The organism is Flavobacterium sp. LC2016-01, assembly GCF_009711135.1.
In the GTDB taxonomy this organism is placed as follows: Bacteria; Bacteroidota; Bacteroidia; order Flavobacteriales; family Flavobacteriaceae; genus Flavobacterium.
On sequence record NZ_WMIC01000001.1, the window covers coordinates 113703 to 135140 of the forward strand.

Genomic DNA, 21438 nt, shown 5'->3' on the forward strand with positions numbered 1-21438 from the left:
TTGTGTTTATTTTTGTGTTTGTTTTTCTTTTAAAATTCGGGTTATCTCATTAATAAGAAGTGGAAAACCAGGTTCCGTCATTCCGTGACCGTAACCGTCTAATTCATAAAGTTTGGTTTGTTTATGGCCTTTTAGTTTCATCATGCGCGCCATATATGCGTTTTCTTCATATCGGCCTAACATTTCAAGTTCGCGGTCGCCGGTAATTAGCAGAAGTGGAGGAGCATCAGCACGAACATAAAAAAGTGGCGCATAAGCATCAATTGTTGGCGTTGTATCTGGAATTCCGTTTTCTCTCCTAATTTCAAAATGTGTAATACATTGCCCGCTAAACGGAATAAGGCCAGCGATTTTATTGGCATCAATTCCTTCTTTTTGAAGCCATTTTTTATCCAGTCCAGTCATTAAGGCTAAATAACCGCCAGCAGAATGTCCCGAAACGAAAATCTGCGAAGGATCACCTCCATAAGTAGAAATATTGTTAAAAGCCCATGCAATTGCAGCGGCCGCATCTTCAATCGCTTTTTCTGCTTTTACTTTCGGCGAAAGCCTGTAATTAACACCAATAATGGCAAACCCTTTATTTTTTAAAGCTTCTGGAATTTCTTTGCTTCCGCCAGTTAATCCACCGCCGTGAAACCAAATTATAGTAGCAAAGTTTTTAGTGTTTTTTGGAAAATAGATATCTAAAACACATCTTTCGTTAATGTAACTGTCAGATTTATTGACTGTGGCATTATAATACTGAATATTCGATTTAGTGTCGTATTCTAATTTTTGAGAAAATGAAGAAGCAGTAATAAAAAGGAAAGCAAATAAGAGAACTAGTTTTTTCATTTTCTTTTGAAGTTATTTGTTAAAAGTTATATGTTAAAAGTGGAAGAAACTTAGCATTTATCATAAATCAACATCGTCATTTTACGTTTAACTTTTAACTTCTAACGTTTAACCATTGGCATAAATATATAAAAAAAGTCCAAAATGCTGGACAAATTGGACTCGTACTTTTTTAAAAAGCTATTTGGGACTAAATATCGTCAAAATCAATATCAGTAAAACTAGATCTTTGCCCTTCAGGTTTGTCAGAACCGTATTCTTTTTTAAAATCTTTTTGGTGTCTTTCAGAGATTACTTCTTCGCCTTTGTGGTTCAAGACGTATGAAGTCATTTCTTCTAGTATTTCAGCAAATGCACTAAAATCTTCTTTGTACAAGTAAATTTTGTGTTTTTTAAAATGAAAAGAACCATCTTCTTCAGTAAATTTTTTACTTTCGGTAATCGTGATGTAATAATCGTCAGCTTTGGTAGCTCTCACATCAAAGAAATAAGTTCTTCTTCCTGCTCGTAATACTTTAGAAAAAATCTCTTCTTTTTCTAACATGTCATTTTCTCTCATAATACGTTCTATCATTTTTTGGAATTAATAGTAATCAAAAATCATAAAAAATTATCTATTACACAACAATTAAAGTAATTCTTTTTCCGAAAGTTGTTTTAAATATAACGATGAATAATAACCTTCCTGATTTATTAATTGATTATGAGAGCCTTGTTGAATTATTTTGCCATCCTCTAAAATGATAATCTTGTCAGCATTCTTGGCCGATGAAACTCGGTGGCTTACAATTATTGTAGTTTTATTTTTACAAATTTCAAACAAATTATTTAAGATGGTTTCCTCAGTTTCCGTGTCAACCGCAGAAAGGCAATCATCGAAAAGTAAAATCGCCGGATTTTTAATTATAGCGCGCGCAATTGATACACGCTGTTTTTGTCCGCCCGAAAGTGTGATTCCTCTTTCTCCTAAAATGGTATCATATTGCTTGTTAAATGTGATAATATTGTCATGAACGACAGCGTTTTTTGCCGCTTCAATAACTTCTTCATCTGTAGCGTTTTGATTACCAAATTTGATGTTGTTTTTAATAGTGTCCGAAAATAAAAAGGCATCTTGAGGCACAATTCCAATGTTGTTTCTCAAATCATTTAGATTTAAAGTGCTGATTTCGTTTTGGTCAATTGTAATTCTTCCATCTGTAACATCATATAAACGGGAAATTAAAGATAAAATAGTTGATTTTCCAGAACCGGTTTTACCCAAAATGGCCAATGTTTCTCCATTTTTAACTGAGAATGTTACATTTTTTAAAGCTTCGATATTTGTGTCTTCATAGGTGTAACTTACATTTTCAAATGCAATTGAACCCAGAATTTCTGATGAATTTGGATTGTTGTTTTTTATTTCCGGCTCAATTTTCAAAAATTCATTCAAACGTTTTTGAGAAGCTTCGGCTTCCTGAACCATCGATGAAACCCAGCCTAAAGAAGCTACTGGCCATGTCAGCATGTTTACGTATAAAATAAATTCGGCAATTGTTCCAATAGTAGGAATTGTGCCATTGATGTACATGATACCTCCAAAATAAATCACAACCAGATTACTGATTCCGATAAGTGCAATCATAAGCGGACCAAATAAGGACTGAACTTTGGCTAAATCTAAACTTTTGCGTTTGCTTTCGTCTGACAGATCAATCATATTATTTTGATGCTGATTTTCTAGCGAATAAGCTTTTATAACTCTGATTCCAGAAAAAATTTCCTGTGTAAAACTGGAAACTTTTGAAAGATATTGCTGGAAAGTGGTGCTTCGTTTGTTGATTTCAGAACTTAACTTAAAGATGCAGTAAGAAAGAATTGGCAACGGAAGAATCGTATATAAAGTCAATAATGGCGAAACATTATACATATATATAATAACGATTGCAAAACGAATAAAAGTGTTAATCGTGTACATAACGGCCGGGCCAACGTACATACGCACTTTTGAAACGTCCTCGCTGATACGGTTCATTAAATCTCCGGTACGGTTTTGCTTGTAAAAATTCTGCGAAAGCGTTTCGTATTGTTTAAAGACTTCATTTTTTAAATCAAATTCAATATGACGTGACATTACAATCAATGTCTGGCGCATTAAAAAGGTTAGAAAACCAGCTACAATCGCACTTCCAATGATTAACAGTACGTTATCAATCAAATCTTGTCGGTAAAAATTTCTGATGATAGCGGATTTTTGATCTGCTTCAGAGAGTTTCAGAAAGCGTTCGATAACATCAAAAGAGTGGCTGACAAGCTTTGGAGTAAATAAAAAGAAAATTTGTGCGATAATTGTGATTAAAATTCCAAAAGAGAAACTGAATTTATACTTGATGAAATATTTGTTTAAATAGCTTAATTCTTTCATTTTTTTAAGAAATGTGATATTGAATTGATTTAAAATTATGAATTATTATTAATTAAAATTATAATAAACTGCGTTTTAATCAAAACAATTATATTGTAAAATTGTTATTTTAAAGATAAAAAATTAGCACATGTGTATTTTTTAATTATGTTTGAGAAGTCTTTTTGACAAATTCATAATTTTAACTAATTAATACTAGCGCTATGGATGCAACTTTCGCAACTGGAAAGGAACTTCAAAAAATGGATCCTGTTTTTGGTCAATTATCTTTTGACGATCACGAACAAATTGTATTTTGCAATGACAAAGATACAGGTTTAAAAGCAATTATTGGTATTCATAATTCGGTTATGGGACCAGCTTTGGGAGGTACCAGAATGTGGAATTACAACACAGAATGGGAAGCTTTAAATGATGTTTTACGCCTTTCAAGAGGTATGACTTATAAATCGGCCATTACCGGACTTAATATTGGCGGTGGAAAAGCTGTTATTATTGGTGACGCTAAAACGCAGAAAACACCTGAGTTAATGCGCAAGTTTGGAGAATTTGTTCACTCTTTAAGCGGAAGATATATTACTGCTGAAGATGTTGGAATGGAGACAAAAGACATGGACACTGTTAGAGATGTAACGCCTTATGTTACTGGAATCTCTGAAGAAAGAGGTGGTTCTGGAAATCCTTCTCCTGTAACAGCTTACGGAGTTTATTTAGGAATGAAAGCGGCTGCTAAAAGTCAGTTTGGTTCTGATGTTTTAGATGGCAAAAAAGTTTTGGTTCAGGGAATTGGGCACGTAGGTGAAGCTTTAGTAGAATATTTAACTAAAGAGGGAGCAATCGTAACGATTTCTGATATCAATGAAGAAAAATTATACGAAGTTGCTCAAAAATACAACGCAACAATTTATACAGGTGAAGATTTGTATACTGCTGATGTTGATATTTATGCGCCATGTGCGATGGGAGCAATTATAAATGATAATACTGTAGATAAAATTAAAGCTAAAGTTATTGCTGGTGCAGCAAATAATCAGTTAGCTGACGAAAATGTACACGGTGCAAGATTACAGGAAAGAGGAATTTTATATGCTCCTGATTTCTTGATCAACGCTGGTGGAATCATCAATGTTTATGCTGAATTAGCAAACTACGGTAAAGCCGAAATCATGAGTAAAACCGAAAATATCTATAACACTACTTTAGAAATTATCGATTATGCTGTGAAAAACGGAATGACAACGCATAAAGCAGCGCTTACAATTGCTCAAAATCGTATTGATGCGAGAAGAATTGAGAACGCAGCGAAATAATTAAGTGTTCAGTGTTCAGTTTATAGTCTCAGTCTCAGTTTACAGTTTGTTCTGTAAACTGAGACTTTTTTTATAGGTATATTGTAACTGATCACTAAATACTGAAAACTGACCACTACAAACGCAGACTGACCACTAAATTCTGAAAACTGACCACTAAAACGATGACTTTTTTGCGAATAAATTTTAATATAAGGATTGAAATTCCTAATTTTGCAGACTAATTTTTAAAAGTTCTTACAAGGTGGTAAATAGAAGACACATACGCGTTAAAGTAATGCAATCCATTTATGCAATGCATCAAAGCGGTTCTGATAATATGGAAAAAGAAGAAAAATTTCTTTTTTACAGCATAGATAATATTCAGGACTTATATCTTATAATGCTTTCTTCATTGATTGAAATCTGCAAAAAAGAATCTGTTTTTTTACATCTTTCAAGCAAAAAACACCTTGCGACTGCAGCAGAACGCAACCCGAACGAAAAGTTTGTGAAAAACAAAATTTTTCAGCTTCTTGCCGAAAGCAACTCTCTTAGTATTGCTTTAGAAACTCGTAAAATCAATAACTGGTCTTTAAATGACGATTATATCATTTTGCTTTTAAATGATATTAAAGCGAGCGATTTGTATAAAAAATACATGAGCAATAACGTGAATACATTTGAAGAAGACAGACAATTTATAATTGATTTGTTTGAAAATGTTATTGTTCCGAATGAGAAATTATACGAATATCTTGAGGATGATAAATTAACTTGGGTTGATGATATTCCAGTTGTAAACACACACATCATTAAACAATTAAAAGCAATCAAAACGGAAGATCCAGATGCTTTTAGAGTTCCAAAATTATACAAAGACGTTGAAGATAAAGATTTTGCAAAAGATTTATTTAGACGTACAGTTTTAAACGAATCTGTTCTTGCAAAAGAATATGACGATAAAACGCCAAACTGGGACAGTGAAAGGATTGCTGAAATTGATACGATTATTTTGAAAATGGCAATCTGCGAATTTTTGAAATTCCCTTCAATTCCTGTAAAAGTAACTCTTAACGAATATTTAGAAATTGCAAAAGAGTATTCTACACCAAAAAGCAGTATTTTTATCAACGGAATTTTAGATAACCTTGTAAAAGAACTTGAAGCCAATAAAAAGATGGTAAAAGTTGGAAGAGGGTTAATGTAAAATTAAAAATCTAAAAAAATTGAGTTGTCACTCTGAGCGAAGTCGAAGAGCCAAAGCAAAGAAAATATTAATATAAATCAAAAACAAAATTAAATTATGGGAGAATTATCTAAGTTTGCGCCATTTCTTTTAATGTTTGTGGTAATCTATTTCTTCATGATCAGACCACAGCAAAAAAGAGCGAAAAACGAAAAAGAATTTGAAAGCGGCCTAAAAGTAGGTGATAAAATAATTACGAAAAGTGGTTTTCACGGTAAAGTTGTTGAACTTGCAGAAACTACAGTTGTGATCGAAACAATGTCTGGAAAATTAAAATTAGAGCGTTCAGCTATTTCTTTAGAATTAAGTGCTACTTTGAATAAAAAAGCTTAATTTTTTTAAAAATTTTCAATTTAAAAGTCCCAAACTCTTCAATGGAGTTTGGGATTTTTTTTGTTTCAAAATGGACAGTTATGTGTATGATTGTCATTTATGACAAGATCATTGATTTAAAATATAGCCCGTGGTTTCAACCACGGGAGCCCAATCATGGTCACAATCCGTTTCCCTGTGGTTGAAACCACAGGCTATGTTTAGCAAAATGATAGATGTTTCTGTACGAAAAACCTTTGTCAAAGTTTAAAACTTTGACAAAGGTCTCGTATAGTTGTATGCTCTTCGACTTCGCTCAGAGTGACAATGCAATTGGAATTTGGAATTTTTAAATATTGGAATTTTTAGATAATTTTTACCTGTATTTATCATTCAGTCCAACATTCGCTAAAATCATCGGAATTACTTTTTCGATTCTTGAAAGTTTCGTTTTTTCCTGTTTAGCGGTTTCAATATATTCTAAAAACTCATATTGTTTATAAGGTGAGAATTTTTGAAAAGCGTCTTTTAAAGCTGGATTCTGAACCATTTCTTTTTCAAGAAGCTCAGAAATAATCGCTTCTTTTTTTGAAGGTTTTATGACTTTTCCTTGTTTTTCATTTTCAATTGCTTCCGCAATATATTCTAAAATGACGGCCTCATTTATTTCTTCTTTGGACGTAAATCGCCACTGGCGCAAAGATTTTGTTACTTCTTCCTGTGCGTTTATCAGTTTGTTTTTTTCATCTTTTAGGAAAACGCCATTAAAAAACCACAAAGCAAAATAATCTTTAAAACCTCCAATTCCAACAACGTTTTTCTTGTCATAAACATAAACACAGCCTCCCCATTTTGTGGTTTCGGTTAAGACCGTTTTGTCAATAATAGCTTTAAGCAGGATTAATTCTTCTTCCCACTGTCCGCCGTATTTCCACATGCCTTTATTTTCTGGTTTAGCTTCCAATTATTTTGTTCTTTTGGGTTTTTCTGGAGCATCAAAAATTCCTGGTATTGCAGTAAGTTCAGCAATTTTTACAATTACTTCTGTTGCTTTCTGAATGCTTTCTGCGGGAACATATTCGTATTTTCCGTGAAAGTTATGTCCGCCGGCAAAAATATTCGGGCATGGTAAACCCATAAATGACAATTGAGACCCGTCAGTTCCGCCTCTAATAGGCTTAATGATTGGTTTGATGTTCAATTCGCGCATTGCTTTTTCGGCAATATCAACAATATATTTTACAGGCAATACCTTTTCTTTCATATTATAATACTGATCTTTAACTTCAGTTGTTACAATATCTTCTCCAAATTGTTTCGCATATTTTTTATTGATTTTTTTGGCAATCTTACCAATTAAATCTTTTCTCTTCTCAAATTTAATTTTGTTATGATCACGAATAATCAATTCTAAAACCGTTTCTTCAATGTTTCCTTTTATATGATGCACGTGAAAAAAACCTTCGTAGCCTTTTGTTTCCTGTGGTGTTTCTCCTTTCGGAAGCTCATTAATAAAATCGTTGGCAATTAACATCGAGTTGATCATTTTTCCTTTGGCATAACCAGGATGAACACTTTTTCCTTTAAAAGTAATTTTGGCTCCAGCCGCATTAAAATTTTCGTATTCTAATTCGCCAATCTGACTTCCGTCCATAGTGTATGCCCATTGCGCGCCAAATTTTTCAACATCAAAATGATGTGCACCGCGACCAATTTCTTCATCAGGAGTAAAACCGATTCTTATTTTTCCATGTTTAATTTCAGGGTGCTGAACAAGATATTCCATAGCCGAAACAATTTCGGTAATTCCGGCTTTATCATCGGCGCCTAATAAAGTTGTTCCGTCAGTTGTAATGATAGTCTGACCTTTATATAGAAGCAAATCTTTAAAATAATTTGGAGATAAAATGATGTTTTTTTCTGCGTTTAAAACAATGTCTTTTCCGTCATAATTTTCAACAATCTGAGGTTTTACATTTGCTCCGCTGAAATCTGGCGAAGTATCAAAATGAGAAACAAATCCAATTGTAGGAACTTCATGATCTACATTACTTGGCAAAGTTGCCATAATGTAGGCTTTATCGTCAATTGTAACATCCTGTAGTCCAATTGCTTTTAAATCTTCGACTAGTTTATTGGCAAGATTCCATTGTTTTTCTGTACTTGGAGTAGTTTTTGAGCTTGGATCTGATTCTGTGTCAATTGTTACATAACTGATAAAACGATCTATGATATGTTGCATTTTTTTGTTTTTTTAGCAAATATAGAAATTTTTCAATCGTATGATTTTAAAATTTTATTTGCAGTTTGGGACAAAAAAAGAGATTTATAAAATTTATAAATCTCTTTTTATTTTTTGTTATTTGCTTTTGACGCATCTAAAACCAAGATGATTTGCGGCAGATCGAATTTCGCCTTTTCCGCGGGTTCCAACCATGTAGCGTGTGCAATATTGGTCTGTACATAAAAAAGAGCCTCCTCTATGTACTTTTTTAATCTGAGTTGGATCATTTGGATCATTATAAGCGCTTGGTCCTTGCGGATTTTTTGCTATTTCTCCGCTTTCGGCCAATGTTTTGTAGTAATCGACACTATACCAGTCGTTAACCCATTCCCAAACGTTTCCAGCCATGTCATATAATCCGTATGCGTTTGGAGCAAACTGTCCAGTGGGCGCAATTCCTTTAAAGCCGTCTTCACCAGTATCACCATCTTTTATAGGGAAATGTCCTTGATAAATATTCGCTTGAAATTTTCCATTTGGTTTTAATGAATTTCCCCATGAATAAAGATTTCCGGTTTTTCCACCTCTTGCTGCAAATTCCCATTCCGCTTCGGTTGGCAATCTTTTTCCGGCCCATTTTGCGTAAGCTGCTGCATCTTCATAAGCAATATGTACAACAGGATATTTCTCTTTTCCTTTAATAGTGCTTTGAGGTCCGTCAGGATGTTTCCAGTCGGTACCTGGTTCGTAGCGCCACCACTGTAAGAAGTTGTTTAAATTTACGGCAGCAGGAGTAGGAGTAAAGATAACTGATCCCGTTACTAAATCTTCTTCGTTAGCTGTTGGAAACTCTTCTTTAGTTGGTTTTTGTTCGGCAACGGTTACATATCCGGTTGCTTTTACAAATTTTTCATATTCTTCATTTGTTACTTCTGTTTGGTCCATATAATATCCGTCAACATAAACGCGATGAATAGGAGCCGCATCTTTTGTAACGCCTTTTACACTGCATAAACTTTCATCTTCAACATTTGATCCCATCGAAAATTCACCGCCTGGAATCCATACCATTCCTTTTGGCGCTTTTCCGGCTGGTTTGTTTTTGTTTTCAATAGTTGGCTTAAATGCTGATGCTTCAGCGGTATTTGGAGTTTCTGCACAATCCATTGCGACTGGTTTTTCTTGTTTTGGAACCACTAATTTAGTGTATCCAAAAGAAGCAATCGAAATAATTGAAATGGTCAGCAGTGCAAATATCCAATAGGTTTTATTTTTCATTATAATCGTTTTTAAGATGTAGTGGTTGTTAATAGGGTGATAAAATTATAAAAATAAGATTAGAATAGTCTATTTATTTTATAGAATTTATAGACTAATTTGTTTAACTATCTTTTTCAACCGATACAACTTCATATTTATCTTTACCATCAACTTGAACTGGCTGATAATATGTTTCGCCAAACTTCACATATTTTACATCACCAATAGTTACTTCTTCGCCACCTTCGGGTAAATTGTCTACGATGGTTCCTGCCGTTGGAGCTACTACTTTATAAGAGCTTCCGTCCTTTTCGTAATAGGTTCCTCCGTAATAATAATTATTTACCGTTCCAGTATTTACCGTTTCTGCGCCACTCGGAATATTATTAACAGTGCCTCCAACAGGTGCTGGAACAGCTGTATAGCCTCCGCTTGTAGAAGAGTACCAAACGCCTTGGTCATAATGATATTTCTGGTTTTCAACACTCACAATAATAGCCGTTGTTGCTAAGGTAGCTACAAAAAATCCCCATGGATGCCAAACTGGCCCCCAATAAAATGGTCTGTAAGGACGTGGATAATAAGGGTGATAGCAATTGTATCTGTAACCGCCATATCTGTAAGGTGGACGTACATAAGGTCTTACTCCTGGTCTTACTATTGTGTTGCGATTGTTGCGAACATGAACACTGTTGTTAACGTTAATATTAACGTTGTTTCTGTTTCTGTTCACGGTATTACCGCTTATATTGGTATTTCTGTTACCAGAATTATTGATTCTGTTTCCACTGTTTGAATTTCGATTATTGCCATTTTTGTTTCGGATATTGGAATTATTGGCAGTTCCTCCGTTAATTCTGGTTCCTCCCTTATTTGCTCCTGGACGAGATATATTAGCAGGTCTGCTTGCATTTGAAGGCCTATTTATATTAGCGGGTCTAGATTGCGTTGCTGGTCTTGCTTGTCTAGTTTGTCCGCCTCCACCGCCAGCTCCGTGAAAACCGCCACGGCCACGCTGTGCAAAACTGTCAAATGAAATCATAAAAAGCGATCCCACGAAAAGCATACAAACCGTTTTTTTTATTGTTTGGGTTATATTTTTCATTTTCAGAGTTTTAGTGTTATAAAGTTATTAAAAAAATGATTTCTTCTTCAAAATTTAACTATAATTCAGTTGAGACATCTTGAAAATTATAATGAAATATCCCATTGTATTCTAAAGCGCCAGCCTTGCTCTAAGGGCAATGTTTTGTCCTGAAAACTGAAATAGCTGACCTCTGAGGTTAATTTGTTTTTATGTCCATTAAAGAACCAGTTAAAAGCGATAGTGGTTTCATCCTGAGAGTTTTCTTTTATTGAACTGTCAGGACGATATCCAGCGTGTCTGGCCGCCATTTCTAATTTTTTTGGCCACCATTCAAAAACATTATTAAAGAAATAACCTGCCTGAACATAATAACCTTTCAATGTAGTAGTATCGTCAAAATTTAATTTATCGATGATTTTTTTTGTATGCATTTCACTTTGCCAAGAGAAACCACGGTACATAAAAGCGGTTTCTAAATTCCATTGATTTACGCGGTACTGTCCGGGAGCACCATTTTCAAAACCTTCTAAAGATCCTCCGCCAGATTGTGAAAATCGGGTATAAGGGCTTCGGTTTGTTAATCCTGAAATTGCAATAATTGGAGTTGGTTTTTCGTGAAATTCTAAATCGCTGCCTTCAAAGTCAAGAAATCTTCCTAAGAAATTCCATTGTGCACGGCCAAAATACATCAGATTTCCATCGTCATTTGTTGTATTTCCTCGTCCGGTTCCGGTAAGTGCTGCGGCCCAATAATTAAAATCGGCAATACCGGCTCCTTTAAGATGTCCGTAAACTTCAACTCCCATTTGTCTGTCGGCGGTAAAAGGACGGTTTATTAAAGATCGGTCAACCGTTTGCTGTTCACCGCTGCTTATAAAACGTTCACGAGTATATTCAACTTTCCATTGACCGGCTTTAAAACTGAGCCATTCCCATTTTTCAATCATCAGCCTAAAATCTAATAAATTTGACTGACTGAGCTCATATTCCCAATAATATTTCAGCCAAGGATGAAAGGCATGCCCGCCAATTTTTAAACGGGCTCTGTTGATTTTAAAAGTTGTTTTTGCTTCCTGACTGTAATCGTCATAAGTTAGCGGATCTGTATCGTTAGGAGTAGAAAATCGAAATTGGAGTCTGCTCTGTAATTGAAAAAGAAATTTGTTGTCTCTGGTTCGTAATTCAATTCCTTTGCTTCCGTAGCTTACATTGATCAGTTTGGTAGTGTCTTTTTCTTTTTCGAGCTGTGCCATTCCATTTAAACCAATTAAAAGCAGTAAGGATGTCAAAAGAATTTTTGAAATCGAAACAGTTTTATTTGTTTTATATAGGTGCATAATTGGTTTTTAAAATATTTATTTCCCTCCAAAGTTTTTTGCAATTCCTAATCCAATTCCCCAGCTGTCATAAGCATTCCATTTAAAATCATAGCTGACAGTTCCAAAAATTTCCCAATCTTTTGGCAGTTCGTAACCATATTCAACTCCGGCTCTGGTTAAGAAATAATCTTCTTCTTTGGCAAATTCACCTCCTAAGCCTAAAAGAAAACTCCAGTGTTCGTTTGGTTTATAAATTCCCATCACTGCTGGTGCAATTGGATAACTTCTTTCAACGGTTTCTTTTTCGTCTCCGCTTTCCAGATTTTTTTCGACTTTAAATTTTTCGATAATAAAATCAGTATGAAGACCAATTGACCATTTTTCTTGAAATTGAAAAGTATAATCTAATCCCCAAGCCGGAAGACTTAAAACTTCCTTGTTTCCTTCGTCATCCCGGCCTTCAAAAACATGAACATGATTTATTGAAATTCCTATTTGATGATGCGGACTGAAAGCTTTTTCTTCATTTTCCTGAGCAATGCATTTATAATTAAATAAACTAAAGCTCAGAATAAATATAAAAGGGATAAGCTTTTTTAAATTGTTATTTACATAAAGCATTTGATAATTGTTTAATTGAAAAATGGAAACTGACTTATAAATAGAAGAGGTATTTATTGTCCATTTTACTGTTCAAATCAAATACCTCTTTATAAATCTAAATTTTAATTAATCTCTATTCAAAGCACTTTTCGCTTCGCTGTTTAAATTTGAATATTCGATTTTACCAACGTCAACGCCTACACCAAAAATTTCTCCTCCTTTAAATTCGCCTGGAGTTTTGTATTCTTGACTTACAGCATCACCGCTGTCAAAACCAACACAAAGGCCATCACCTGAAAGGGTGAATTTTCCTGTTTGTGTTCTCATTGGTCCAGACGCCACTTCTTTGCCGTCAATATAAAGTTTCATTTTTCCAAGTGATTCACCATTTGGGCCTTCCTTTTCGCGTGTAAATTCCATCCCGAAAACATGTTTTCCTGGCGTAATATCTACGTTTGAAGTAAATTTTTGTTCAGGAGCGATTCCTAAAAAATTGTAGACATAATTTAGTTTTTTGTTTTTTAGAAACAAGGTATGTCCTCCAAAACGAGATCCATGTGCAAAAAGTACTCCAGAAGCATTTGCATCTTTTACATCAACGTCTGCAACGATTTTATAGGAACGTCCACGAACATTTACAGCAACGCCTTCTGGTACCGGAGCAGTTCCTGGATAATAAACATATCTGCTGCGAGGCGCTTCTGTTGATGGTCTTTCAATACCTAATTGTTCAATTGCTGTACGGTCATCAAGTGGCAATACCAAATTTTTGGTTGCTTCTGTATTCCAGTCGGCAATTAATTCTTTTAATTTGTCTGGATTTTTTTTGGCTAAATTGTTAGATTCTGCTCTATCAACATCTGTATTATAAAGCTCCCATTCGTCTTTATCAAAATTCCCTTTTCCAGTCAGTGGCGCATGCAATGCTACTGCTTTCCAGCCGTCTTTCCATAAAGCACGGCTTCCCAGCATGGCAAAATACTGAATGTGTTTTTGAGTTTTGGCATCTGGTGCAGCATCAAAGGTATATTTCATCGATACTCCAGATAATGGATATTGCGGAACACCACGATATACTTTTGGCATCTCAACACCGCAAACTTCTAATAAAGTTGGAACGATATCTGTCGAGTGGTGAAACTGATTGCGAACTTCTCCTTTTGCTTTAATTCCTTTCGGCCAAGAAATTACTAAAGGATCGCAAGTTCCGCCTGCATATTCACTGTATCTTTTGAACATTTTAAATGGAGTTGAAAATGCGGCAGCCCATCCTGTTGGATAATGCTCATAAGTATCTGGTCCGCCTAATTTGTCTAAATATTTTAAGTTTTCTTTTACTTCATCCGGATATCCGTTAAAAAATTTATTTTCATTTACAGAACCAGAAGGAGAACCTTCGCCTGAAGCTCCATTATCAGCAGCATATAAAACGATTGTATTTTCTAATTGCCCCGTTTTTTCTAAATAATCAATTATACGGCCTACCTGAGCATCTGTATATTCGGAGAAACCGGCATAAACTTCGGCTAATCTTGAAAATAATTTCTTTTCGTCTGCGCTTAATTTATTCCAATCTAAAACTTCATCACCTGGATTTGAAACTCCCGGAGGAAGCGGATTGAATTTCTCAAATTTAGTTCCGGCAGGGATAATTCCTTTAGCTATCATACGAGGCAATACCCATTTGCGATAAGCGTCATAGCCTTCGTCAAATTTGCCTTTGTATTTTGCAATATATTCTTCGGGTGCATGGTGCGGTGCATGATTTGCTCCCGGACAATACCACATAAACCAAGGTTTTGATGGGTTTGTTGCTTGTTGGTCACGAATATATTCTAAAGCATGATCGGCTAAATCTTTAGATAAATGATAACCATCTTCAGGGCCATATTTTGCTTCTGTAAAATGATTGTCTTCCACTAAATCAGGATACCATTGATTGGTTTCTCCTCCAAGAAATCCGTAATAACGGTCAAATCCCATTTGTAATGGCCAAGTACTGCGATCGCCGCCAGAAGCCACGTCTTGTTCAGGAACGTTATGATCTTTTCCAATCCAGAAGGTACTCCATCCGTTATCTTGCAATACTTGCCCAATGGTAGCAACTTGTTTTGGCAGTCTTCCGCTTGCACCGGGATATCCTGCAGCAGCTTCAGTAATGGCAGCCATTCCGTTTAAATGATGATTTCGGCCAGTAAGCAAGGTAGAACGCGTTGGCGAACATAAAGCTGTTGTATGCCATTGTGTGTATATAAGACCATTATCAGCTAATTTTTGCAGGGTTGGCATATTAATAGCGCCTCCAAATGGTGACCACGCGGCAAGACCAGTGTCATCATATAAAATAAATAAGATATTTGGCGCGCCTTTTGGAGCTGTTTTTGGATTATAAGGTGCCCAGTCTTCTTTAGAATCTCGAACATCTAAGCTAATTTTGCCTTTAAAGTTTTCTTTTGTAATTTGTTGAGGATCAGCTTGTGCTGATGCTTTTGGAGCGATGCACGGCAGAAGGCAAAGTAGAAATAATAGGATACTTTTTTTAAGTATCGTAAGAGTGCTGGCTTTCATGATTTTATGGTATTAAATTTATTTTTATTCTTGTCTTGGTAAACAATTCTTGAATTTTTGATAATAATTTAACGGGTAAAAAATAATGCAACCTGATTTTCTTATTTGTAAATAGTTTTTTAGAGCGTATAGATTTAAATATTCCTTTTTTATATGGCTTCTAATTGAAATGAATTTTTTTGAGGTGTTTTTTTTGTAACTAACTCAAAATTAAATAATAAATAGATGATCAAGTCTTTTGATAAACCTTAAAATTGTTTCATTTTATAACTTGCAACCTTAAATTTTGAATCTTGACTTCTACTTTTTTGAATAGGTTAAAAGGAATTGAATAAAATTGTAATTATTTGTTTTCTATAAAAAAGCACCTTTTTAAACTATAATATTTAAATTTGCATCCGAAAACAACACAACAAAATTCTTATGTATAAATTGATAATTCGTCCGATACTTTTTTGGTTTGATCCAGAAGAAGTACATTACTTTACTTTTTCATTTGTAAAATTCATTTCAAAAATCCCAGGAGTTTCGTCAATTATAAGAGCAATTTATGAAGTAAAAGATGCTCGATTAGAAAGAGAAGTTTTCGGAATTAAATTCAAAAATCCAGTTGGACTTGCAGCAGGATTTGATAAAGATGCCAAGTTATATAAGGAACTTGGGGATTTTGGTTTTGGTTTTATTGAAATTGGAACTGTAACTCCGGTTGGTCAGGAAGGAAATCCTAAAAAACGTTTATTCCGTTTGAAAGAAGATCAAGCCATTATTAACCGAATGGGATTTAACAACGGCGGTGTTATTGAAGCCGTAGAACGTTTGAAAAAGAATTCGGGAGTTTTGATTGGAGGAAATATTGGAAAAAATAAGGTAACTCCAAACGAAAATGCTGTTGACGATTATATCATTTGTTTTGACGCATTGTTTGATCACGTCGATTATTTTGTAGTGAATGTAAGTTCGCCAAATACGCCAAATTTAAGAGCGCTTCAAGATAAAGAGCCTTTAACAGCTTTATTGCAGACATTGCAGGACAGAAATGTTGAAAAACAAAAAACAAGCACTCAAAAAGTAAAACCGATTCTTTTAAAAATTGCTCCAGACTTAACAGACGAGCAATTATTAGATATTATTGATATTGTAAAAACGACTCAAATTGCGGGCGTAATTGCTACAAATACGACCATTTCAAGAGATGGTTTACAGTCTGTAAATCAATCTGAAATGGGAGGTTTATCAGGAAGACCATTAACAAAACGTTCTACAGAAGTGATTCGTTTTCTTTCAGAAAAAAGCAATAAAGCTTTCCCAATTATTGGAGTAGGAGGAATTCATTCAGCCGATGATGCCATTGAAAAACTAAATGCAGGAGCAAGTTTAGTACAATTGTACACTGGTTTTATTTATGAAGGTCCGGCGCTGATAAAAGCAATCAATAAAAAAGTTTTAGCTAAATTGTAAAAGAAGTGCCTGGATAATAAGTCCGGTTACGATTGCAATTCCAAAACTGATTAAAGTTCCAATCATTACATATTCAGTAAGTTTTCGGTCTTTGGCCTCTTGTAGGTCTCCAAATCTAAAAATAGATTTTGCGGCCAATAAAAATCCGATTGCCTCAAAGTGATTGGTTAAAATAAAACAAACGATAAGCAAACGTTCTAATATGCCAATGTAATTTCCTGCATTGGCAAGAGAATTATCTTGGTGGCTATTTTGACTTTCAGGACTCCAGATTGAAATAATGGTTTTGATGAAAATTGATACTGGTTTTGTAACAAGTAAAAAACCTGTAAGCAAAATCCAAAAAGTATTGTCCTGCCAAAAAGGAATGATATTTTTGTTTTGATAAAGTAGCACAACGGCGATTAAAACCAGAATATGTGCGATTTGATCAACAACAAACCAAGTACGTTTGGTTTTCTTTTTCTGAAAATTCAGTTTGATTAAATCAATAATTCCATGCGTAATAGCAATGAAAATGACATATGGAATAAAACTGATTTCTCCGGCTAAAATTGTAGCTAAAACGCCGTGTAACACTACATGAACATATAAGTAGATACTTTTATGTTTCTTAATTTCTTTGTCGGCGACCCAAGAATTTGGCTGCCAGATAAAATCACCTAATAAATGTGCCAAAAGCAGTTTTACGAATAAAATCATGGGGCAAGTTGTTTTATTTGAGTTCTGAAATATCGGTCTAAATTCATGACTAGATCAAATTGAGCGCGTTTTTGTCTTCGGCTTACAGCGGCCTGATTAATGCCTAATTTCTGTCCAAGTTCTTCCTGTGACAGCGTCGGATTTTCGATAGCCACGGCAACAAATTCTGCTGATTGTACCAGCCAGCTGTCCATAAAAGTGAGCGCAAGCTGCAGCATCAAATTCATTTTTTCATCAAAAGCAAAATCGCCAGTTCGCATAGCTAAAGTTACTTTTTGCTTTTTTAAAGTCTCAAAAAGTTCTCCTGAATTTATAAATGCGACGCCATTGCTTTCGGATATTTTTTCAGCTGTATATGTTTTATCTCCAAAACCAATACTCATCCGAGCATCTGATTTTATTGTACGTAAATGCGCTTTTACTAAAATAGCAGCTAATAAAGCATCTTCAGGGTTTTTGATTTCAATTTGAAATTCATCTCCTCGGTACACTTCCCATTCGGTTGGTGTTTTGCCAAACGGACTTAGGATTTTTTTCAAATCTTCGACCCAATGATTTGATTTCTGCTGTCTTGAACCAATAATGTCGCCTGTAATTACACTAGTCATAACCAAATATAATTAAAAAATAATAAACTTTCTATTACAAATATAAGTAATATTTTTTATTATTACGTTTTTTGGTAATATTTGTAATTATTACGTTTTTTGGTAATTTTTTATAGTATTGCAGTTTTGTGTAATAATTTTGGATTCTGATTAAATTGCTTTTATTTCTTTAAAAAAGAAACTAACTTAGCCTTTACAAAAGAAAAAGTTTTGAATAAAGAAATCAAGATTATCGAATGTCCGCGAGATGCTATGCAAGGCATCAAGGATTTTATTCCAACAAAAAATAAGGTTACTTATATTCAGGCATTGCTTCGTGTGGGTTTTGATACTATTGATTTTGGAAGTTTTGTTTCTCCAAAAGCAATTCCGCAAATGCAGGATACCGCCGAAGTTTTGGCACAGCTGGATCTTTCGCAGACTTCAAGTAAATTACTTTCTATAATTGCCAATACGCAAGGCGCAGCTTTGGCTTCAGAATTTGAATCTATTCAATATTTAGGATTTCCTTTTTCGATATCTGAAAATTTTCAGATGCGTAATACACATAAAACCATTGCCGAATCGCTGGTTACTTTAGAAGAAATTCTGGAGATTGCCGATAAAAAGAATAAAGAAGTTGTAACTTATCTTTCAATGGGTTTTGGAAATCCATACGGAGATCCTTGGAATATTGAAATCGTAGGGGAGTGGACCGAAAAACTGGCCGGAATGGGCGTTAAAATTTTATCGCTTTCAGACACGGTGGGAAGTTCAACGCCAGATGTCATTACGTATCTTTTTTCTAATTTAATTCCGAAATACCCTCAAATTGAGTTTGGAGCTCATTTGCATACCACTCCAGAAAGCTGGTTTGAAAAAATTGATGCAGCAGCAAAAGCTGGCTGTACACGTTTTGACGGTGCAATTCAAGGATTTGGAGGATGTCCTATGGCAACAGATAAATTGACAGGGAATATGCCTACAGAAAAACTGGTTTCTTATTTTACTGCCAATAAAAAAATCACCGGACTTAATTCCTTAAGTTTTGAAAGTGCTTATAATGAAGCTTCAAAATTGTTTGGAAAATTTCATTAATGAAAAATGAATGATTTTAAACTATGGTTGGAATTTGAGGAAGTCGATCCTGATAATTGGAATGTCAATAATGATTTTTGTAACATACATGTCGAATTGAATGATGGAAGAAAATATGGAATAAATATTTGGACCTATAATTTCTTAAAATTGCAGTTGATTATAATGCTGTTTCTGGTGAAAATTTAAAAGGTTTATACCTAATTCCTCCTGATTTATTTGTTAAAGAATTAACTAGAGATTGTATTGAAAAAACGATTGATGATCTGCTAAAAACTGGCAATTTGGAAGAAATACTAAACTCAAGTATAATTTCAAAAAATGAAGATCGATAAATTCCCTTTTAGAGCTTCAAAATTATTTGGTAAGTTTCATTAAAAAAAATCTTATATTTACTTATCAAAGCATTAAAAGCAACAAGTCCCCAGTTGTTACTATTATTTTAAAATTCTTTCAAAAATGAAATTGAATTGCATCAATAGTATACTAAAGATTTTTGCCACAGCAACCTTGTTCTTTTCCTGTTCGAGTGATTTAGATTTTGATCAGGTGAAAGATTTAAAATTGGAACCTGCTTATATTGCCAATCTTGCTTATTTTGATGTTCCAGCAAATGAGTTAACAGATAACGGCGGTAATCAGATTGTGTATGATTCCAGATATTTTGACATTTTTAAAAAACAGTTTCTTAGAGACTATTTAAAAAAAGCTGAATTTGATGTCGAAATTAATAATACTATCGAGCGTGGTTTTGTAATAAACATGCTGCTTCTCAATTCACAAAATCAAATTCTTATAACTAAAACTTTTAGCGTGCCCGCTTACAAAGGAAGTCCAAATGTTATAAAATATCCTACTGAAGTTTTTGAAAATCAAAGATTAGAACTTTTAAAACAAACCGAGAGAATTGGTTTTATTGTCCTGATGACATCTGGAACCCCGCTAGATGAAAACAGTTTAGGAAGTTTAAAGTTACGATCAAGTGCAACCACTTATTTTGAGATCCAATGAGGATAAAATATTTAGTTTTAGGGCTCCTGATACAGTTTTCTTGTTTTGCTCAAAATAAAGAAGTGCTGTACAATTTCACTACAATTCCGCAATCTTCATTGGTAAATCCCGGCGCCGATGTTTCTTATAAATTTTATTTTGGTTTTCCTGTATTGTCTGGCGTTTCTCTAAATGCAGGATCAAGCAGTTTTTCAGCTTATGATTTATTTGCCGATAATGGAGTCGATTTCAATCAAAAAGTGAGAGATGTTGTCAATAAATCTTCGCGAAATGATAAAGTAGTTACGAATGAACAGTTGGAAATATTTTCTGGCGGATTTAGAATAGGCGGGAGAGAAAGCCGTTCGTATATTTCGTTCGGACTTTATCAGGAGTTTGATTTTTTTATGTACATGCCTAAAGACTTGGCGATATTGGCTTTAGACGGTAATAAAGATTACATTGGAAGAATGTTTCATCTGGACGATCTTAATGTTAAAGCGGAAGTGCTTTCTGTTTTTCATGTTGGATTCCATAAAAAACTGAATGATAAATTAGTTCTCGGCGGTCGTGCTAAAATTTATTCCAGCGGTGCCAATGCAGTTTCGGTTCACAATTCGGGTTACATCTATACGGGGCAGGAACCGGGAACACCAAATCTTTATAATCAAATTATTTCGTCTAATTTAGAACTTAAAACTTCTGGAATTGCTCCTTTTACTAAAGATGAATATGATGGAAATATTGCACGAGATATTGCGCACAACACTTTTTTCAACGGAAGTTTAGGTTTGGGCCTTGATGCCGGCGTGACCTATTATTTAAAAGAAAATCTTCAGGTTACCGCCAGTATTATTGATCTTGGTTTTGTAAAACAATCAAAAGATATTGAAACCCTGACCTACAAAGGAACGTATCAATATCAAGGTGCGAATCCCAGTTTTATGAATTCAGATGATCCAGAAAATGTTTTTGATGAATTTAAAAAAGCAATTCCAAGAGATACCTTATATAATAAATATACCACTTGGCGTCCAACAAAATTATATACATCTGTTGAATATTCATTTGGCATGTCTCGTTCAAATGCAGACTGTAATTGCATGGGGCAAGTTAAAGAACGATATAAAAATGCTGCCGGACTTCAATTTTTTGCCATGTCCGCACCAAGAGAACCGCTTGTTGCTTTAACCGCTTTTTACAAAAGAAATATTTTCGAAAAATTAGATTTAAAAGCAACTTATACCGTCGATACATTTTCGGCGACAAATATTGGCCTCGGACTTTCTGGAACTATTTGGAAAGTGAATATTTATGCCTTGGCAAATAATGTTTTAGAATATAAAGATATGTCCAAAGCCAGCAGCGCCGCGTTTCAGATCGGTATAAATTTCGTTTTCCAAGACAAAGAAGAGTAAAATCTAAAAGAAGAAATTTCAAAAAAAGGA

At 34.3% G+C, this 21438-nt stretch carries 19 protein-coding genes; 7 read left to right on the forward strand and 12 right to left on the reverse strand.

What is annotated here, in order from left to right; translation table 11 throughout:
• Window positions 1–6: 6 nt before the first annotated feature.
• From GKZ88_RS00540 to GKZ88_RS00550, 3 genes are all read right to left on the reverse strand, one after another.
• Window positions 7–837 carry an alpha/beta hydrolase gene (locus GKZ88_RS00540; RefSeq protein WP_155100456.1) on the reverse strand — a complete coding sequence of 277 codons (831 nt, stop codon included), beginning with the start codon at window positions 835–837 and terminating at the stop codon, window positions 7–9.
• A 190-nt stretch (window positions 838–1027) separates the two neighbouring features.
• Window positions 1028–1396, reverse strand: a complete 369-nt coding sequence (locus tag GKZ88_RS00545) for a PUR family DNA/RNA-binding protein (protein WP_029268690.1) — start codon at window positions 1394–1396, stop codon at window positions 1028–1030.
• Window positions 1397–1465: 69 nt separating this feature from the next.
• Complete coding sequence (locus GKZ88_RS00550; RefSeq protein ID WP_155100457.1) at window positions 1466–3244, reverse strand: ABC transporter ATP-binding protein; 1779 nt, start codon at window positions 3242–3244, stop codon at window positions 1466–1468.
• Window positions 3245–3447: 203 nt separating this feature from the next.
• Between GKZ88_RS00550 and GKZ88_RS00555 the strand changes: the two genes are divergently transcribed.
• From GKZ88_RS00555 to yajC, 3 genes are all read left to right on the forward strand, one after another.
• Window positions 3448–4554 carry a Glu/Leu/Phe/Val dehydrogenase gene (locus GKZ88_RS00555; protein ID WP_155100458.1) on the forward strand — a complete coding sequence of 369 codons (1107 nt, stop codon included), beginning with the start codon at window positions 3448–3450 and terminating at the stop codon, window positions 4552–4554.
• A gap of 277 nt (window positions 4555–4831) precedes the next feature.
• Complete coding sequence (gene nusB / locus GKZ88_RS00560; protein WP_155101185.1) at window positions 4832–5743, forward strand: transcription antitermination factor NusB; 912 nt, start codon at window positions 4832–4834, stop codon at window positions 5741–5743.
• A 96-nt stretch (window positions 5744–5839) separates the two neighbouring features.
• Window positions 5840–6115, forward strand: coding sequence for a preprotein translocase subunit YajC (gene yajC, locus GKZ88_RS00565; RefSeq protein ID WP_155100459.1), 276 nt, complete (start codon window positions 5840–5842; stop codon window positions 6113–6115).
• Between the two features lie 355 nt (window positions 6116–6470).
• On the opposite strand, the gene GKZ88_RS00570 is transcribed toward yajC, so the two are convergent.
• From GKZ88_RS00570 to GKZ88_RS00600, 7 genes are all read right to left on the reverse strand, one after another.
• Window positions 6471–7031, reverse strand: coding sequence for a DUF1801 domain-containing protein (locus tag GKZ88_RS00570; protein WP_155101186.1), 561 nt, complete (start codon window positions 7029–7031; stop codon window positions 6471–6473).
• A 27-nt stretch (window positions 7032–7058) separates the two neighbouring features.
• Window positions 7059–8336 carry a peptidase T gene (gene pepT / locus GKZ88_RS00575; RefSeq protein WP_155100460.1) on the reverse strand — a complete coding sequence of 426 codons (1278 nt, stop codon included), beginning with the start codon at window positions 8334–8336 and terminating at the stop codon, window positions 7059–7061.
• 117 nt (window positions 8337–8453) lie between these two features.
• Entirely contained in the window at window positions 8454–9596 is a 1143-nt protein-coding gene (locus GKZ88_RS00580) for a formylglycine-generating enzyme family protein (protein ID WP_155100461.1), read from the reverse strand.
• A gap of 103 nt (window positions 9597–9699) precedes the next feature.
• Window positions 9700–10683 (reverse strand): DUF6515 family protein, encoded by a 984-nt coding sequence (locus GKZ88_RS00585; RefSeq protein WP_155100462.1) that lies wholly within the window; start codon window positions 10681–10683, stop codon window positions 9700–9702.
• 86 nt (window positions 10684–10769) lie between these two features.
• On the reverse strand, window positions 10770–12002 hold the full coding sequence (locus tag GKZ88_RS00590) for a porin (protein ID WP_155100463.1): 1233 nt from the start codon (window positions 12000–12002) through the stop codon (window positions 10770–10772).
• Between the two features lie 18 nt (window positions 12003–12020).
• Window positions 12021–12605, reverse strand: a complete 585-nt coding sequence (locus GKZ88_RS00595) for a hypothetical protein (protein ID WP_155100464.1) — start codon at window positions 12603–12605, stop codon at window positions 12021–12023.
• A 108-nt stretch (window positions 12606–12713) separates the two neighbouring features.
• Window positions 12714–15155: an arylsulfatase gene (locus tag GKZ88_RS00600; protein ID WP_155100465.1), complete on the reverse strand. Its 2442-nt coding sequence runs from the start codon at window positions 15153–15155 to the stop codon at window positions 12714–12716.
• A 423-nt stretch (window positions 15156–15578) separates the two neighbouring features.
• Here GKZ88_RS00600 and GKZ88_RS00605 point away from each other — a divergent pair, with 423 nt between their 5' ends.
• Complete coding sequence (locus tag GKZ88_RS00605; protein ID WP_155100466.1) at window positions 15579–16613, forward strand: quinone-dependent dihydroorotate dehydrogenase; 1035 nt, start codon at window positions 15579–15581, stop codon at window positions 16611–16613.
• Here GKZ88_RS00605 and GKZ88_RS00610 read toward each other — a convergent pair.
• Window positions 16599–17315 (reverse strand): DUF3307 domain-containing protein, encoded by a 717-nt coding sequence (locus tag GKZ88_RS00610; protein ID WP_155100467.1) that lies wholly within the window; start codon window positions 17313–17315, stop codon window positions 16599–16601. The two genes, GKZ88_RS00605 and GKZ88_RS00610, sit on opposite strands and share 15 nt — an antisense overlap.
• Entirely contained in the window at window positions 17312–17923 is a 612-nt protein-coding gene (locus GKZ88_RS00615; RefSeq protein ID WP_155100468.1) for a hypothetical protein, read from the reverse strand. The genes GKZ88_RS00610 and GKZ88_RS00615 overlap by 4 nt, the downstream gene beginning before the upstream one ends.
• A gap of 210 nt (window positions 17924–18133) precedes the next feature.
• On the opposite strand from GKZ88_RS00615, the gene GKZ88_RS00620 reads away from it, so the two are divergent.
• The 3 genes from GKZ88_RS00620 to GKZ88_RS00630 all read left to right on the forward strand — a co-directional run bounded on the left by GKZ88_RS00620 (window position 18134) and on the right by GKZ88_RS00630 (window position 21408).
• Window positions 18134–19000: a hydroxymethylglutaryl-CoA lyase gene (locus GKZ88_RS00620; RefSeq protein WP_155100469.1), complete on the forward strand. Its 867-nt coding sequence runs from the start codon at window positions 18134–18136 to the stop codon at window positions 18998–19000.
• Window positions 19001–19459: 459 nt separating this feature from the next.
• On the forward strand, window positions 19460–20011 hold the full coding sequence (locus GKZ88_RS00625; RefSeq protein WP_155100470.1) for a hypothetical protein: 552 nt from the start codon (window positions 19460–19462) through the stop codon (window positions 20009–20011).
• Window positions 20008–21408 carry a DUF5723 family protein gene (locus GKZ88_RS00630; RefSeq protein ID WP_155100471.1) on the forward strand — a complete coding sequence of 467 codons (1401 nt, stop codon included), beginning with the start codon at window positions 20008–20010 and terminating at the stop codon, window positions 21406–21408. The genes GKZ88_RS00625 and GKZ88_RS00630 overlap by 4 nt, the downstream gene beginning before the upstream one ends.
• Window positions 21409–21438: the final 30 nt, after the last annotated feature.

Coding starts and splice junctions, on each gene's coding strand:
- GKZ88_RS00540 (WP_155100456.1), bottom strand. CDS start 837: ATGAAAAAACTAGTTCTCTTATTTGCTTTCCTTTTTATTACTGCTTCT.
- GKZ88_RS00545 (WP_029268690.1), bottom strand. CDS start 1,396: ATGAGAGAAAATGACATGTTAGAAAAAGAAGAGATTTTTTCTAAAGTA.
- GKZ88_RS00550 (WP_155100457.1), bottom strand. CDS start 3,244: ATGAAAGAATTAAGCTATTTAAACAAATATTTCATCAAGTATAAATTC.
- GKZ88_RS00555 (WP_155100458.1), top strand. CDS start 3,448: ATGGATGCAACTTTCGCAACTGGAAAGGAACTTCAAAAAATGGATCCT.
- nusB (WP_155101185.1), top strand. CDS start 4,832: ATGCAATCCATTTATGCAATGCATCAAAGCGGTTCTGATAATATGGAA.
- yajC (WP_155100459.1), top strand. CDS start 5,840: ATGGGAGAATTATCTAAGTTTGCGCCATTTCTTTTAATGTTTGTGGTA.
- GKZ88_RS00570 (WP_155101186.1), bottom strand. CDS start 7,031: ATGTGGAAATACGGCGGACAGTGGGAAGAAGAATTAATCCTGCTTAAA.
- pepT (WP_155100460.1), bottom strand. CDS start 8,336: ATGCAACATATCATAGATCGTTTTATCAGTTATGTAACAATTGACACA.
- GKZ88_RS00580 (WP_155100461.1), bottom strand. CDS start 9,596: ATGAAAAATAAAACCTATTGGATATTTGCACTGCTGACCATTTCAATT.
- GKZ88_RS00585 (WP_155100462.1), bottom strand. CDS start 10,683: ATGAAAAATATAACCCAAACAATAAAAAAAACGGTTTGTATGCTTTTC.
- GKZ88_RS00590 (WP_155100463.1), bottom strand. CDS start 12,002: ATGCACCTATATAAAACAAATAAAACTGTTTCGATTTCAAAAATTCTT.
- GKZ88_RS00595 (WP_155100464.1), bottom strand. CDS start 12,605: ATGCTTTATGTAAATAACAATTTAAAAAAGCTTATCCCTTTTATATTT.
- GKZ88_RS00600 (WP_155100465.1), bottom strand. CDS start 15,155: ATGAAAGCCAGCACTCTTACGATACTTAAAAAAAGTATCCTATTATTT.
- GKZ88_RS00605 (WP_155100466.1), top strand. CDS start 15,579: ATGTATAAATTGATAATTCGTCCGATACTTTTTTGGTTTGATCCAGAA.
- GKZ88_RS00610 (WP_155100467.1), bottom strand. CDS start 17,315: ATGATTTTATTCGTAAAACTGCTTTTGGCACATTTATTAGGTGATTTT.
- GKZ88_RS00615 (WP_155100468.1), bottom strand. CDS start 17,923: ATGACTAGTGTAATTACAGGCGACATTATTGGTTCAAGACAGCAGAAA.
- GKZ88_RS00625 (WP_155100470.1), top strand. CDS start 19,460: ATGAAATTGAATTGCATCAATAGTATACTAAAGATTTTTGCCACAGCA.
- GKZ88_RS00630 (WP_155100471.1), top strand. CDS start 20,008: ATGAGGATAAAATATTTAGTTTTAGGGCTCCTGATACAGTTTTCTTGT.